Below are 13,694 nucleotides of genomic sequence, written 5' to 3' on the forward strand. Positions count from 1 at the left end.
GGTGGTGCTTGCAGGCGATCCGATGCTGCTCGCCTGCGACTCGGTGGTGCCTGCCTCCGGTCCACCTGTGTGCAGCCCGGCGGTGCCTGCCTGCGACTCGGTGGTGCCTGCCTCCGGCCCGCCTGCCTGCGGCCCGGCGGTGCCTGCCTCCGGCTCGCCTGTGTGCGGCCCGGCGGTGCCTGCTTGCCGTTCGCCGGGGCCCGGCCCCGGCCCGGTGGGGCCCGGTGGGCGGTCGGTGGGGCCTGCCCTGTCCGGGTGCGCGGGGCGGTCGGCGGTGTCAGGGGTCGACTCCTGGCGCGTGTCCCTTGTCAGGGCGCGCGTCCTGCGTTGTACGGCCTTCACCCACGTCATCCGCTGCGGGTGCCCGCCCGGGCGCCGGAGATGTCTTTCCCGTTCCGGCCGCGGGCCGCCGTGCCTCAGCCCAGCGGGCTGTCCGAAAGGTATGCCAGGAGTTCGGCCGGGTCGGCGTAGACGGTTTCGGCGCCCGCCTCCAGCAGGTCGGCGCGGGGGATGCCACCGCACAGCACGCCCACGCAGCGCACCCCGGCCCGGCGGCCGGCCTGCATGTCCCACACGGTGTCCCCGACGAACACGGACCGCTCGGCGGACGCCCCGGCCAGCTCCAGCGCGTGTTCCACGGGCTCCGCAGCGGGCTTGCCCTCCTCGACGTCGTCCGCGCTCGCCGTCGCGGCGATGACGTCGTCGGCGTCGATGGCGCGCCGCAGGGCGGACAGCTCGGCCCCGCTCGCGGAGGTGGCGAGCACGACCGTCCAGCCGTCCTCGTGCAGCCTGCGCAGCAGTCGGCCGGCGTCCCGCAGCGCGGGCAGCCGGTCGAAGTACTGCCCGTAGAGGGCTTTGTGGGCGGCGCTGAGTCCGGCGTCCTCGTCCTTGTCCCGGTCCTCGCCGAGCAGGTGGGCGACGAGGTCGTCGGAGCCCAGTCCGACCGCCCGGTGCACGGCGTGCATCGGTACCCGGTGGCCCGCCTGCCGGAAGGCTTCCCACCAGGTGGTGACATGCAGGTGGTTGGTGTCGACCAGGGTGCCGTCGACGTCGAACACGGCAGCGCGCTTCATCACGGGTTCCTTTCCCTCGAGCCCCCCGGGTGCCACCTCAGGCACCCGCCACGCCCGCAGGTACCCGCCCCTCCCGTGTCCAGGCCAGCAGGTCCGCCGGCGACCACGCGGTCACGATCCGTTCCGCCGGTACCCCGCACTCCTCGGCCCGCGCGCAGCCCAGGATCTGCCAGTCCAGCTGGCCGGGGGCGTGCGCGTCGGTGTCGACCGAGAACAGCGTGCCGGCCTCCACGGCCCGGCGCAGCAGCCGGCGCGGGGGGTCGAGCCGCTCGGGCCGGCTGTTGATCTCGACGGCCGTACCCGATTCGGCGCACGCGGCGAACAGCTCGTCCGCGTCGAACTCCGACTCCGGCCGCCCCTTCCCGGTGACCAGCCGCCCGGTGCAGTGGCCGAGGATGTCGGCGTGCGGATCGCGGACCGCGTTCACCATGCGGCGGGTCATCGCCCGGGACTCCATGCGCAGCTTGGAGTGCACGGACACGACCACCACGTCGAGCCGCTCCAGGAGCTCCGGCTCCTGGTCCAGCGACCCGTCGTCGAGGATGTCGCACTCGATGCCGGTCAGCAGCCGGAACGGCGCCCAGGCCGTGTTGAGCTCCTCGACCACCTCCAGCTGCCGGCGCAGCCGCTCCGGGGACAGCCCGCGGGCCACCGTCAGGCGCGGTGAGTGGTCGGTGAGCACGGCCCACTCGTGGCCGAGCGCGGCGGCCGCCCGGCCCATCTCCTCGATGGGACTGCCGCCGTCGGACCAGTCGGAGTGGAGATGGCAGTCGCCGCGCAGCAGCGCCCGCAGCCGGGCCCCCGCGCCGTCCGTGAGCGGCCGTCCGGCCTCGCCCTCCAGCTGCTCCAGGTAGGAGGGCAGCTGCCCGGCGAGCGCCTCGCGCACCACCTGGGCGGTCTTGGGGCCCACACCCTTCAGGGACTCCAGCGTGCCGGCGGCAGCCCGCTCCCCGATCTCCGCCGCGGGCAGCGGAGCCAGCACACGGGCCGCGGTGCGGAAGGCGCGTACGCGGTAGGTCGGTGCCAGGGACCGCTCCAGCAGGAAAGCGATCCGGTCCAGGGCCTCGACGGGATCCATCGCCACCTCCTGGCTCCAGAGTTCCCCACCCGCGCGCGGACCGCACCACGGGCTGACCGCACCACGGGCGGAACGGTCCGCCCTCCACTCGGGGGAAATCGGATGATTCGTACGGAGAGGTTCCGATCTACCCTCGATGTCATGACCGAAATCGCGAGCCTGCGTATATCCCACCCGCGGATCATGGTGCTCGGGGTGCAGCCGAGCACCGTGCCGTTCCGCATCGTGGAAATCGACTCCGAAGTGGTCGGCGAGGCGAGGCACGTCACCGATGTCCTCGAGATAGCCGCCGCGTTCGGCATCACGGTCCACGACCTCGACGATCCCGACGTCGTGCGCTGGGTGGGCGGGGACAAGTACACCTGGACCCCGCGCTGACGGCGGTCCGCTTCCCTGTCCCGCGCCCTGTCACACGCGTCGTTCCCGTGCGTGCACCGCGCGGCTCACGCGGCGTCCCAGGAGCAGGTACCCGATCAGGGCGCCCGTGGTGTTGAGGATGACGTCGTCGATGTCGAAGGCGCGTCCGGTCACCAGCGCGCCCTGCGCGAACTCCACCAGAAGCATGACGCCCGCGGTCAGCAGCAGCACCCGCAGCAGTCCGCGCGCCCGGGGCGCGACCACCGGCACCAGAACACCGAAGGGCACGCCGAGCAGCACGTTCCCGCCGATCTGCTTCACCGCGTCCCGCAGTTCGGGCTGGTCCAGGTAGGCGCGCAGGGAGTCGCCCGGACGCAGGTTGGAGTGCACCAGCGCCGCGGAGGCGGGCGACGGCTCCAGGGTGAGCCGGGCGAGTACGACGGCGAACGCCACCATGAACGCGAAGCCGAGCAGCATCGCCAGCGCCCGGAGCGGGAGTGGCAACGGGCGGCGCTCGGCGCGCGCCGCCTTCTTCGACGAGCCGGGCTTGCGGCCCGGTCCGGAGCCGGATTTCCCGGCCCCGTTCTTGGGCGGGGCGGGCTCCTCGGTCCGGCCGGCCCGCGGACGGAACACGGCGAGCGGACGTAGGGCTGCACGGGACATCCGGTCCTCCAGTCTTCAACTTCCCTGCGTGCTGCGCGGTTACCCCCGAACGGCGGAGGGATGCGGTGCGATGCCCGTGCTCTGCGGGCTCAGGTGCCGAACGTCACCTTCACCTCCTCGAAGCCGAGCGAGCGCAGCAGCCCCTTGAGCATGGCGGTGGTGTTGGTCTCGGCGCGCGCGGTCAGTTCGCTCTCCTTCGCCGCCTCGGAGATGTGCTTGACCGCCAGCTTCTGCACGGCCTGCTCGCCGCCCGGGTTGTCCGAGAAGAGGTCGCCGAGGCGGTCGAGGAGACCGCGCTGCTTGGAGACCGCGTAGGAGCGTTCCGGGTCGAGCGCCGGGGTGCCGAGCAGGGCGTGCGGCAGCCGGAGCGTGGCCGAGGTGCGGTCGCCGTCGACCGTGACGTCCTTGTCGCCGACCTTGCCGAGGTCGACATAGGCGTCCACGGTGCCCGCCCCGACGTACAGGGTGCGGGTGCCGCGGATCGCGTCGGGGAGGTACTTGGCGTCCTTCTCCAGGTCGACGACGACCTGGAAGTTGCCGGAGGCGGCGTCGTAACGGCTCATGTCCTGGATGGATTCCAGCAGGGCGGGGCCGGAGCGGTCGTGGGTCTCGGTGCCGAAGAAGTCGCGCAGTCCCGGCAGCAGGCTCAGCCGGATCCCGGCGAACATCACGACGAGGACGACCACGACGGCGGTGAGCACCTTGGCCCAGCCGGGCATGCGCCGGGGGAGGCGCTTGGTGGGCGTGTCGGGCTTGAGAGAAGTCGTCATGGGGACAGCCCTCCTTCCTTCTGTCCGGATGCCCGCCAATTCCCTTGTCAGACCGCACTGTTGACAAGCTGTGACAGTGCGGGCACGGATGACCGCCCACCCGGTGGTCGGATGCCGCCGCTGACCGGTCGCCCGGTGCTCGGGCTGCACGGCTGACCGGCCGCCCCGGTGATCGACCGCGCGGCGGCCCCGGGAAGCTCGGTGACGAACCCGGGAAGGCCGGTGGTGTGGCTCCGGGATGTTCGGCGGCGGTCCCGGGAGGGTCGGTGGTGAGGCCCCGGGAGGGCAGGTGAGCGGCGGTCCCCGGAAGGCCGGTGGTGGCGGCCCCGGGCGTCTCGGTGGCGGCTCCGGGGATCCCGTCGACGGCTCTGGCCTGCCGTATAGGCGCCTGGGCCGGTCTCTCCCCGGCCCATGACGTCCTCTCCCGCGGCCGGCCCGGTTCCGGTCGCTCCACCCGGTTGGGCGCCTCGGGCGGTCCGGGGTGCGTCCGGGCGGCGGTGAGCGGTCGTCCCGGTGCCCGACGGGCTCCGGGTGAGGCCGAGTGACTCCGAGTGACCCGGTGGGACCCCTGTCCACTTCTGAGGGTGGGCAAAAGGGACCCGGTCCGTAGCATGAGAACTCCCGCCCCAGCCGGACATGATCAGCGAGGAGCGGATCGTGCGAGACATCTCCGTGTTCAGCGGCAGTGCCCACCCCGAGCTGGCCGCCGAGGTCTGTGCCCACCTCGGCGTGCCCCTGAGCCCCACCCGGGTCAGCAGGTTCGCCAACGACTGCCTGGAGGTCCAGCTCCAGGCCAACTGCCGGGAGCGGGACGTCTTCCTGGTCCAGCCCCTGGTCAGGCCCGTGCAGGAGCACCTCGTCGAGCTGCTGCTGATGTGCGACGCGGCCCGTGGGGCGTCGGCGGGCCGGATCACCGTCGTCATGCCGCACTACTCCTACGCCCGCTCCGACAAGAAGGACGCGCCCCGCATATCCCTGGGCGGACGCCTGGTCGCGGACCTCATGGCGGCGGCCGGCGTGCACCGCGTCCTCGCCATGACCCTGCACTCGCCCCAGGTGCACGGCTTCTTCTCGATGCCCGTGGACCACCTGCACGCACACCGGGAGCTGGCCGCCCACTTCCGCCGCTACGACCTCACCCGCACCACCGTGGTCTCGCCGGACCTCGGCAACGCCAAGGAGGCCGCCGCCTTCGCCCGGATGATCGGCGCCCAGGTGGCGGCGGGCGCGAAACAGCGGTACGCCGACGACCGGGTCAGCATCAGCACCGTGATCGGCGAGGTCGCCGGGCGGGATGTCATCGTCCTCGACGACGAGATCGCCAAGGGCAGTACCGTCCTGGAACTCCTGGACCGGCTGCGGGAGTCGGAGCCGAGGTCCATACGGGTGGCGTGCACGCACGGCCTGTTCGCGGCCGGTGCCCTCAAGCGGCTCAGCGAGCAGCCCGACGTGCTGGAGATCGTGTGCACCAACACCGTGCCGGTGCCCGCCGAGGAGCACACCGACAAACTGCGGATCCTGTCCATCGCGCCCGCCCTCGCGGAGGCGGTGCGCCGTATTCACAACGGTGAGTCGGTCAGCGCCCTGTTCGACGCGGCGCGCGGTGAGTAGACCGGGGCCGCGCGTGGACAGGGAGTGCGGGTAGCGCTTCGAGCGCCGTCATAACGTGCCGGAGGTGGCCTCGGGCTGTTCCAGGGCCGCGTCCAGCGTCGTGGCGGGCGGCAGCAGCCGGTGGAGCCCGGTGGCCCGCAGGATCCGCAGGGTGAGCCGATGGGTGCAGACGAGGTGCAGATGGCCGCCGTGGTCGAGGACCCGGCCGCGTGCCCGGTACAGCAGGCGCAGCCCGGAGCAGTCGAAGAACTCGATCCGGGTCAGGTCGATCACGATCCGGGGTGCGGGACCGCCGGTCGCGTCGTCGAGGTACGGGGCGATCTCGGTCGCCGCGACGATGTCGATCTCGCCGCGGAACTCCAGCACCGTGTATCCCCGGTCCTCGCGGACGCGTAGATGCGGGGTGTCCGCCGCGGATTCCTCCAGCACGACGACATCGCCTCCAACCCGCTCCACCGGTCGGGAGCCTCCAACGGCCGGGGAGCGCACAGCAGTTCCCCGCCCCGCCAAGTTACCCCCGACGGGGTGAATTCCAGCATGTTCGATTGACATATGTCTTCGAAATTACAACCGAGTCTGCCAGAGTTTTTTCGCGCCTTGAGCGAAGGGGTGCGCCGGGCGCTCAGGACAGCGCGTGCCAAGCCTTCGAGAGGGCTGCGCGCAGCTGCTCCGTCTGGTGCGCGGTGAGCTCCCGCACCATGCGCTCCTCCAGCTCCCGCACCGGCCCGGCGTGCCGGTCGAGCAGCTCGCGCCCCTCCTCGGTGAGCAGGATGAGCAGCTCGCGCCGGTTGCGGGGATTGCGTTCGCGGCGGATGAGGCCGCGCCCCTCCAGGGAGCGCACCAGGTCGGCGATGGACTGGGCGGTCACGAAGGAGTCCCGGGCCAGTTGGGCGGCCGACAGGCCGTCGTGCCGCTCCAGCACGGTGAGCGCCGTGTACTGCAGGGCGGTGATCCCCGACGGCCTGACCAGCTCGTCCAGGTGGGATCGCACGACCAGCTCCACCTGTTTCACCATGTAGAGCAGGGACGGGGGCGCCTTGTGGGGCTGAGGTGCGGACGCTGCCTTGGTTGTCTGGGTGCCGGCCATGCGTCCGAGCGTAGACCATTGACAGGAAACCTGTCTGTAATGAGACTGCGGACCAACAGGAATCCTGTTTGTTGAAATCTTGGCGACGATGCTGAGGAGTGGTGATGACCACCTTCGAGATCGACCCCGGTCGACTGTTCATCGGGGGACAGTGGCGCGAGGCCGCGGACGGAGCGCGGACCGAGGTGGTCGATCCGTCCCGGGGCGCGGTCGTCACCACCGTCGCGGAGGCGGGCGCCGCCGACGTGGACGCCGCCGTCCGGGCCGCGCGTACGGCCTTCGACGCCGGGCAGTGGTCCGCACTGAGCGGCCGGGAGCGCGGCCGTGTCCTGCTCCGGGTGGCGGAGCTGATCCGCGCGGAGGCGGACCGGATCGCCCGGCTGGAGAGCCTGGACGTCGGCAAGCCGATCACGCTGGCGCACGCGGTCGACGTCACGAACGCGGCCAACGACTACGAGTACTTCGCCTCCCTGGCCTTCTCCCTGGACGGCTCGACCCGCGACACCCCGATGAACGCCCTCGCCTACACCAGGCGGGGCCCGCTCGGTGTGGTCGCCGCGATCACCCCGTTCAACTTCCCGCTGATCCTGGCCGGCTCGAAGATCGCCCCGGCCCTCGCGGCCGGCAACACGGTCGTCCACAAGCCCGCCGACGAGACCCCGCTCAGCGCCCTGTACATGGCCGGACTGTTCCAGCGGGCCGGCGTGCCCGACGGCGTGGTCAACGTCGTCACCGGCGCGGGCCCGGTCGCCGGTGAGGCGCTGCTGCGGCACCCCGGCGTCGACAAGATCGCCTTCACCGGCTCCACGGCGATCGGCAGGCACGCCGCGAGCGTCGCGGGCGAGCACCTCAAGCCGGTCACCATGGAACTCGGCGGCAACGCCGCCCACCTCGTCTTCGAGGACGCCGACCTGGAGAAGGCGGTCGGCGCGGTCATCAAAGGCTTCGTCTTCAACACCGGCCAGTTCTGTATGGGCGGCCCGCGTCTGCTGGTGGCCCGCCCGGTCTACAGCACCCTGCTGAACATCCTCGCCGAGGCCGTCCCCGGAGTGCCGGTCGGAGACCCGCGGCAACCGGAGACCGTCGTCGGCCCGATGGCAGGGGAGAAGCACCTGCGCAAGGTCGAGGAGTACGTCGAACTGGCCCGCAAGGAGGGCGCCCGGATCGTCTGCGGCGGCGAGCGCCTCGACCTCGACGGCGGCTACTACTACAAGCCCACCGTGATCGCCGATCTCGCCAACGACTCCCGTGTCGTGCAGGAGGAGATCTTCGGCCCGGTCCTCACCGTCCAGCCCTTCGACGACGAGGACGAGGCGATCGCGCTCGCCAACTCCACGCCGTACGGCCTGGCTTCGGGCGTCCAGACCGGCAACCTGGCCCGTGCCCACCGCGTCGCCGAGCGCCTCCAGGCCGGCATCGTCTGGGTCAACGACTGGGCGATGCTCGACCCGGCCGTCCCCTTCGGAGGCGTCAAGGACTCCGGCTTCGGCCGCGAGTACGGCCCCGAGGCGCTCGCCTCATACACCAAGGTCAAGTCCGTCGTCGTCTCGCTCGACTGAACGCGCCGTAGGAAATAGGGAGTTCACGCGATGCCCATCACCACACGCGCCGCCGTCGTCGAGTCCGGCGGCGCCCCGTTCACCGTGTCCGAGGTCGTCCTCGACGATCCCGCCCCGCACGAGGCGGTGGTCCGTCTGGTGGCGGCCGGACTGTGCCACACCGACCTCGGCGTGGCGAGCGGCGGCCTGCCCTTCCCGCTCCCCGGAGTCCTCGGCCACGAGGGCGCGGGCGTCGTGGAGGCGGTCGGCTCCGCCGTCACCGGCGTGGCCCCCGGCGACCACGTCGTGCTGTCCTTCACCTCCTGCGGCGACTGCCGCAACTGCCACGGCGGACACCCCGCCTACTGCGCCACCTGGCTGCCGATGAACCTCATAGGCGGCCGCCGCGCCGACGGCACCAGCACCATCAGCCGGGACGGCGAGCCCCTCGGCGGCCACTTCTTCGGCCAGTCCTCCTTCGCCGAGCGGGCACTGGTCGACGAGCGCAGCCTCGTCAAGGTCGACCCGGACGTACCGCTGGCGTCCATCGCCCCGCTGGGCTGCGGGGTCCAGACCGGAGTCGGCGCCGTCTGGAACGTGCTCAAGCCGGCGACCGGCAGCACGGTCGTCGTCCTCGGCGCGGGAGCCGTCGGCCTGTCGGCGGTCATGGCGGCCGCCCTCTCCCCGGCCACCACGATCATCGCGGTCGACCGGGTCGCCGAACGCCTCGAACTGGCCAAGGAGCTGGGCGCCACGCACACCGTCGACGCCGGGCAGGCCACGCTGGAGGAGGCCGTCGCGGTGATCACCGGCGGGCAGGGCGCCGACGGCATCGTGGAGACCACGGGCAACACGGCCGTGCTGCGCCAGGGTGTCGACGCGCTCGCCACCCGCGGCACCCTCGTCGTCGTGGGCGCACCGCCCTTCGGCAGTGAGGTCGCCCTGGACGTCAACGGGCTGCTGGGCGGCAAGCGGGTCGTCGGACTCACCCTCGGCGACAGCGAGACGCAGAGCTTCATCCCGGCCCTGGTCGAGCTGGTCAAGGCCGGGCGGCTCCCGCTGGACCGCCTGATCGGCACCTATCCGTTCGCGGACATCGACCAGGCGGTGCGGGACATGACCGCGGGCAGGACCATCAAGCCCGTGCTCGTCTTCTGACGCCCCGTCACTCCACCGTCAGTACCAGCTTCCCGGCGGTCCGGCCGGTGTCGCCGAGCCTGTGCGCCTCGGCGGCATCGGCCAGCGGGAACGTCCCCGCGACGGTGGGGCGCAGCTTCCCCGCCTCGACCAGTTCGGCGATCGCCCGCATCCCGGCCCGGTCGGCGTCCACGAGCATCCGCACCGCCCGGACACCGAGCCGCTCCGCCTCCGTGGTGAACTCGTCCGACCCCACCGGCAGGATCGACACCACGATCCCGCCCGGCCGCAGCACGCGCAGGGACCGCACGGAGGTGTCCCCGCCCAGCGTGTCCAGGACCACGTCGACGTCCTTCACGGCCTCGGTGAAGTCGCTCTCCCGGTAGTCGATCGCCTCGTCGACGCCGAGCTCCCGCAGGAAGTCGTGCTTGCCCGCGCTCGCCGTGCCGATCACATGCGCGCCGCGCGCCTTGGCGATCTGCACCGCCACATGGCCCACGCCACCCGCGGCCGCGTGGATCAGGACACGCTGCCCGGCCTCGATGCCGGCGGTCTCCACCAGGGCCTGCCAGGCGGTCAGCGAGACCAGCGGCAGCGCACCCGCCTGAGCGTGGTCGATCCCGGCCGGCTTGTGCCACAGGGCGCGGACCGGCGCGATGACGTACTCGGCGTGCGAGCCGTGGCCGAAGGGGTACGGCAGCATGCCGAAGACCTCGTCACCCGGCTCGAAGGTGGCGACGCCGATGCCGACCGCCTCGACGGTTCCGGAGACGTCCCAGCCCAGGACGAAGGGCGGCTCGCCCAGGAAGCCGCCCGTGGCGCGGTGCTTCCAGTCGGTCGGGTTGACGCCGGCGGCGCGTACGCGGACCAGCACCTCGTTCGGGCGCGGCGCGGGCCGCTCCACTTCTGCTTCCTTGAGGACCTCGGGACCGCCGAGGACGTCCTGGCCGATGACGCGCATGGTGTTCACAGTGCTCATGGTGAACCAGCCTGCCGGGCCGCGCCCCTCCGGGAAATGGCAAGATTGCCAACCTTCGATAAGATCGTGCCATGCAGGCACAGCAGCGTACGCACCGCGTGGTCGTCCTCGCCCTCGACGGCGTCTACCCCTTCGAACTCGGCATCCCCGCCCGCATCTTCGGCGCGGCCGACGGCCACTACGAGACCCTGACCTGCACGGTCGACGGCCGTCCTGTGCACACCAACGCCGACTTCACGATCGGCGTGCGGCACGGCCCGGAGGTGCTCGCCACGGCCGACACCGTCGTCATCGCGCCGGTGGCGCCCGATCGGGTCACCGCCGAACTGCCGGAGGGGGTGGCCGAGGCGCTCGCCCGGATCCGCCCCGACACGCGCATCGTCTCCATCTGCACCGCCGCGTTCGTCCTGGCCGCCGCCGGTCTCCTCGACGGCCGCCGGGCCACCACCCACTGGCACGTCGCCGACCTGTTCCGCCGCATGCACCCACGGGTGGACCTCGACCCGGACGTCCTCTTCGTGGACGACGGGCGCGTGCTGACCTCGGCGGGCGCCGCCTCCGGTGTCGACATCTGTCTGCACCTCGTCCGCAAGGACCACGGCAGCGAACTCGCCAACAAGGTGGCCCGCCGCTGCGTGGTCCCGCCGTTCCGCGACGGCGGTCAGGCGCAGTACATCGAACAGCCCGTTCCCGAGACCGGCGCGGCGAGCACGGCGGCCACCCGCGCCTGGGCCCTGGAACGCCTCGACGCGCCCCTCGCCCTCGCCGATCTCGCCGCGCACGCCCGGATGAGCCCGCGCACCTTCGCCCGCCGCTTCCACGACGAGGTGGGCCTCAGCCCCGGCCGCTGGCTGATCCAGCAGCGCGTCGTACACGCCCGGCACCTGCTGGAGGCGAGTGACCTCTCCGTGGACCAGATCGCCGGCCGGGTCGGCTTCGCCACCGGCGCCTCACTGCGCCAGCACCTGCACGCGGCCATCGGGGTCTCCCCGCAGGCGTACCGCAGGACGTTCCAGACGGCCCGCTGAACGATCCGCGTCCCGGCGGCCTCACATGAAGGAACTCCGGACGACGCCCCGACGGCCCAGGTGCGGACCTCCGGCGGCGTCAAGGCCCGGCCCCTGGCGAAGAACACGGGGGTGTGCGGGTGACCGCCGCTCAGCGGCTGGCGTGCAGGGCGACCAGCAACTGCCACACCTGATCGGCGATCTCCCCGGGCGTGCCCCCGAGATCGCCGTGCAGCCAGTCCGCCAGCACCCCGGCGAAGGTCGCGGCGACGGCCGAGGCGACCAGGGGCGCGTCCGCCGCCCCGGCCCGCTGCCGCTCCCGCAGGCTGTAGGCCCGCAGGTCCCGGTGCAGTACGCGCCCGAGCGGCCCGCCGCCGCCCGGTGCCAGCAGGGTGCGGTACAGCGCGGCGTGCGGCGTCAGCGAGCCGAAGAACGCCGCCAGCGCGGCCGGCGCCCGCACCGGGTCGGGCCGCCCCTGCCAGGCGTGCAACGCCTCCACTGCCTCCCGTACGACGTCCGCGCAGGCGTCGACGGCGAGCGCCTCCAGGTCGGGATAGTGCACATAGAAGGTGGCCCGGCCGATCCCGGCCCGCCGCACCAGCGCGGCGACGCCGACCTCCTCGAGCGGCCGCTCGGCGCACTCCTCGAGCAGTGCGGAACGCAGCCTCGCCCGGGTGCGGGCAGCGCGCGGGTCCTCGGGTTCGGCGCGGGTCACTGCGCGATCAGGACGGCGGCCAGGGCGAGCGCGCCGGGCAGGGCCTGCGCGACCAGGATCCGGCGGTTCGCGGTGGCCGCGCCGTACACGCCCGCGACGATCACGCAGGACAGGAAGAACACCTGCGCCCGGAACCCGGTCGGGTCGGCCGCGATCAGCCCCCACACCAGGCCCGCCGCGAGGAAGCCGTTGTAGAGCCCCTGGTTGGCGGCCATCGCGGCGGTCCGCTTCGCCATCTCCGCGTCCAGGCCGTGGAACGTCATCCCCGGCTTCTTCTGCCACAGGAACATCTCCATCACCAGGATGTACAGATGCAGCACGGCCACCAGACCGACCAGCACGTTCGCCAGGATCTCCATGATCTCCCTCAACTTCTTGGACAGGTGTCCAGCATAACAGGACACCTGTCCAAGAAGTCCGATCCGGTCCAGGCCACGGAGCCTGAGTATCAGCATCGATGTCAGTGCCGACCTCTAGCCTGCGGCGCATGGCTGATCAAGAGGTGCCTGCTCAGAAGTGGACCGATGCCGAACAGGGGGCGACCGGTCAGGAGAGGACGGCTCGACGAGTGAGCGTGCGCGCGGCCCGCGCAGCGGACATACCGGGGCTCGTCGCCTCCAGCGCGGGCCTCTTCGCCGAGGACGCCGGGACCCGGGATCCCGGCGTCGACGCCGCGTGGCCGCGCGCACACGGCGCCGCGTCCTTCGCCGCCGCCCTGGAGAATCCGTCCCGTCTGGTGCTCGTCGCCGAGCGCGCGGGGCAGGTGGTCGGCCACCTGACGGGTTCGCTCACCGAACCCTCGGCCATGCGGCCGGTGAAGTCCGCCACCCTCATCAGCATGTACGTCCAGCCCACGCACCGCGGGGACGGTGCCGGTGCGCAACTCGTCGCGGCGTTCTTCGCCTGGGCCGCCGAACAGGGCGCCCGCCGGACCGAGGTGACCGCCTACACGGACAACGCCGACGCCATCCGCTTCTACGAACGCCACGGCTTCTGCCCGCACTCCGTCACCCTCAGCCGTCCCCTCTAGACCCCCCTGGAACCCCGCGTTTGTGCGGCGCGGCTCGCGGGGGCCGGGGGCCGGGGAGTGGTGGCGACACCGGGACCATGCGGGAGTGAACGACTGCTGGCCGCGTGAAACGGGGGTATCCGCAAGGTTCGGGGGCGGGAGTCGCCCGCTCCGGTCCTGACTTCGCGGAGGAGACGACAACATGGCACTGGTGAAAGCGGGCGTCGTGGTGCTCGACTGTGCCGAGCCCGAGAAGCTCGCCGAGTTCTACAAGGGGCTGCTGGACGCCGAGGAGATCATCGCGTCCGCCAACCGGGTGGAGATCAGGGGCGCCGACGGCACCCGCCTCGGCTTCCGGCGCGACGTGAACGCGACCCCGCCGAGCTGGCCCCGCCCCGAGAACTCCTTTCAGGCCCACCTGGACTTCCTCGTCGACGACCTCGACGAGGTGGAGCGCAAGGTCGTGGGCCTGGGGGGCCGCCCCCTGGAGACCAAGGGTGCCCCCGGCCCCCACGAGGAGCGCGGCTACTCCGATCCGTCCGGCCACTCCTTCACCATCCGCCTCGAGCCGTCCAGGGCACCGAAGCAGGGGTGAACCCGTACCTGCCGCAGCGGCCCGCGGCGAGGCCGGAGCCCCGCAGGGCCCGGTGGCCCGGCGGCGCCTGTGAGG

Annotated in this window: 16 protein-coding genes; 7 read left to right on the forward strand and 9 right to left on the reverse strand. The window is 72.3% G+C overall.

The window, feature by feature from the left end; all coding sequences use genetic code 11:
- Nucleotides 1-416: 416 nt before the first annotated feature.
- Together ACFWBB_RS19250 and ACFWBB_RS19255 are read right to left on the reverse strand one after the other, a co-directional pair.
- Nucleotides 417-1,073, reverse strand: a complete 657-nt coding sequence (locus ACFWBB_RS19250; protein WP_385273414.1) for an HAD family hydrolase — start codon at nt 1,071-1,073, stop codon at nt 417-419.
- 37 nt (nt 1,074-1,110) lie between these two features.
- The gene (locus tag ACFWBB_RS19255) at nt 1,111-2,151 is read right to left on the reverse strand and encodes a PHP domain-containing protein (RefSeq protein ID WP_385273418.1); all 1,041 of its coding nucleotides are present in this window, start codon (nt 2,149-2,151) and stop codon (nt 1,111-1,113) included.
- Nucleotides 2,152-2,292: 141 nt separating this feature from the next.
- On the opposite strand from ACFWBB_RS19255, the gene ACFWBB_RS19260 reads away from it, so the two are divergent.
- Entirely contained in the window at nt 2,293-2,529 is a 237-nt protein-coding gene (locus ACFWBB_RS19260) for a hypothetical protein (protein ID WP_385273421.1), read from the forward strand.
- Nucleotides 2,530-2,559: 30 nt separating this feature from the next.
- Here ACFWBB_RS19260 and ACFWBB_RS19265 read toward each other — a convergent pair whose 3' ends face one another.
- Both ACFWBB_RS19265 and ACFWBB_RS19270 read right to left on the reverse strand, forming a co-directional pair.
- A complete protein-coding gene (locus ACFWBB_RS19265; RefSeq protein WP_385273422.1) occupies nt 2,560-3,171 on the reverse strand; it encodes a VanZ family protein in 612 nt (203 codons plus the stop codon).
- An 89-nt stretch (nt 3,172-3,260) separates the two neighbouring features.
- On the reverse strand, nt 3,261-3,941 hold the full coding sequence (locus tag ACFWBB_RS19270; RefSeq protein ID WP_385273423.1) for a DUF4230 domain-containing protein: 681 nt from the start codon (nt 3,939-3,941) through the stop codon (nt 3,261-3,263).
- A gap of 657 nt (nt 3,942-4,598) precedes the next feature.
- Here ACFWBB_RS19270 and ACFWBB_RS19275 point away from each other — a divergent pair.
- Nucleotides 4,599-5,552 (forward strand): ribose-phosphate diphosphokinase, encoded by a 954-nt coding sequence (locus ACFWBB_RS19275; protein WP_385273426.1) that lies wholly within the window; start codon nt 4,599-4,601, stop codon nt 5,550-5,552.
- Nucleotides 5,553-5,600: 48 nt separating this feature from the next.
- On the opposite strand, the gene ACFWBB_RS19280 is transcribed toward ACFWBB_RS19275, so the two are convergent.
- Both ACFWBB_RS19280 and ACFWBB_RS19285 read right to left on the reverse strand, forming a co-directional pair.
- Complete coding sequence (locus tag ACFWBB_RS19280) at nt 5,601-6,008, reverse strand: anti-sigma factor antagonist (RefSeq protein ID WP_385273429.1); 408 nt, start codon at nt 6,006-6,008, stop codon at nt 5,601-5,603.
- 166 nt (nt 6,009-6,174) lie between these two features.
- Nucleotides 6,175-6,639 (reverse strand): MarR family winged helix-turn-helix transcriptional regulator, encoded by a 465-nt coding sequence (locus ACFWBB_RS19285; RefSeq protein ID WP_385273433.1) that lies wholly within the window; start codon nt 6,637-6,639, stop codon nt 6,175-6,177.
- Nucleotides 6,640-6,743: 104 nt separating this feature from the next.
- Between ACFWBB_RS19285 and ACFWBB_RS19290 the strand changes: the two genes are divergently transcribed.
- Nucleotides 6,744-8,198, forward strand: coding sequence for an aldehyde dehydrogenase family protein (locus tag ACFWBB_RS19290; protein ID WP_385273436.1), 1,455 nt, complete (start codon nt 6,744-6,746; stop codon nt 8,196-8,198).
- Nucleotides 8,199-8,228: 30 nt separating this feature from the next.
- Nucleotides 8,229-9,335, forward strand: coding sequence for an NAD(P)-dependent alcohol dehydrogenase (locus tag ACFWBB_RS19295; protein WP_385273439.1), 1,107 nt, complete (start codon nt 8,229-8,231; stop codon nt 9,333-9,335).
- A 7-nt stretch (nt 9,336-9,342) separates the two neighbouring features.
- Here ACFWBB_RS19295 and ACFWBB_RS19300 read toward each other — a convergent pair whose 3' ends face one another.
- The gene (locus ACFWBB_RS19300) at nt 9,343-10,293 is read right to left on the reverse strand and encodes an NADP-dependent oxidoreductase (RefSeq protein WP_385273442.1); all 951 of its coding nucleotides are present in this window, start codon (nt 10,291-10,293) and stop codon (nt 9,343-9,345) included.
- Between the two features lie 71 nt (nt 10,294-10,364).
- Between ACFWBB_RS19300 and ACFWBB_RS19305 the strand changes: the two genes are divergently transcribed.
- On the forward strand, nt 10,365-11,321 hold the full coding sequence (locus ACFWBB_RS19305) for a GlxA family transcriptional regulator (RefSeq protein WP_385273445.1): 957 nt from the start codon (nt 10,365-10,367) through the stop codon (nt 11,319-11,321).
- A 130-nt stretch (nt 11,322-11,451) separates the two neighbouring features.
- Here ACFWBB_RS19305 and ACFWBB_RS19310 read toward each other — a convergent pair whose 3' ends face one another.
- Complete coding sequence (locus tag ACFWBB_RS19310; protein WP_385273448.1) at nt 11,452-12,015, reverse strand: TetR/AcrR family transcriptional regulator; 564 nt, start codon at nt 12,013-12,015, stop codon at nt 11,452-11,454.
- On the reverse strand, nt 12,012-12,374 hold the full coding sequence (locus ACFWBB_RS19315; protein WP_385273451.1) for a DUF1304 domain-containing protein: 363 nt from the start codon (nt 12,372-12,374) through the stop codon (nt 12,012-12,014). The genes ACFWBB_RS19310 and ACFWBB_RS19315 overlap by 4 nt, the downstream gene beginning before the upstream one ends.
- A 128-nt stretch (nt 12,375-12,502) precedes the next feature.
- Here ACFWBB_RS19315 and ACFWBB_RS19320 point away from each other — a divergent pair, with 128 nt between their 5' ends.
- Both ACFWBB_RS19320 and ACFWBB_RS19325 read left to right on the forward strand, forming a co-directional pair.
- Nucleotides 12,503-13,045: a GNAT family N-acetyltransferase gene (locus tag ACFWBB_RS19320; protein WP_385273454.1), complete on the forward strand. Its 543-nt coding sequence runs from the start codon at nt 12,503-12,505 to the stop codon at nt 13,043-13,045.
- A gap of 181 nt (nt 13,046-13,226) precedes the next feature.
- Nucleotides 13,227-13,619 (forward strand): VOC family protein, encoded by a 393-nt coding sequence (locus ACFWBB_RS19325; RefSeq protein ID WP_385273457.1) that lies wholly within the window; start codon nt 13,227-13,229, stop codon nt 13,617-13,619.
- Nucleotides 13,620-13,694: the final 75 nt, after the last annotated feature.

The sequence above is a fragment of the Streptomyces sp. NPDC060000 genome, from assembly GCF_042737375.1.
Lineage (GTDB): Bacteria > Actinomycetota > Actinomycetes > Streptomycetales > Streptomycetaceae > Streptomyces.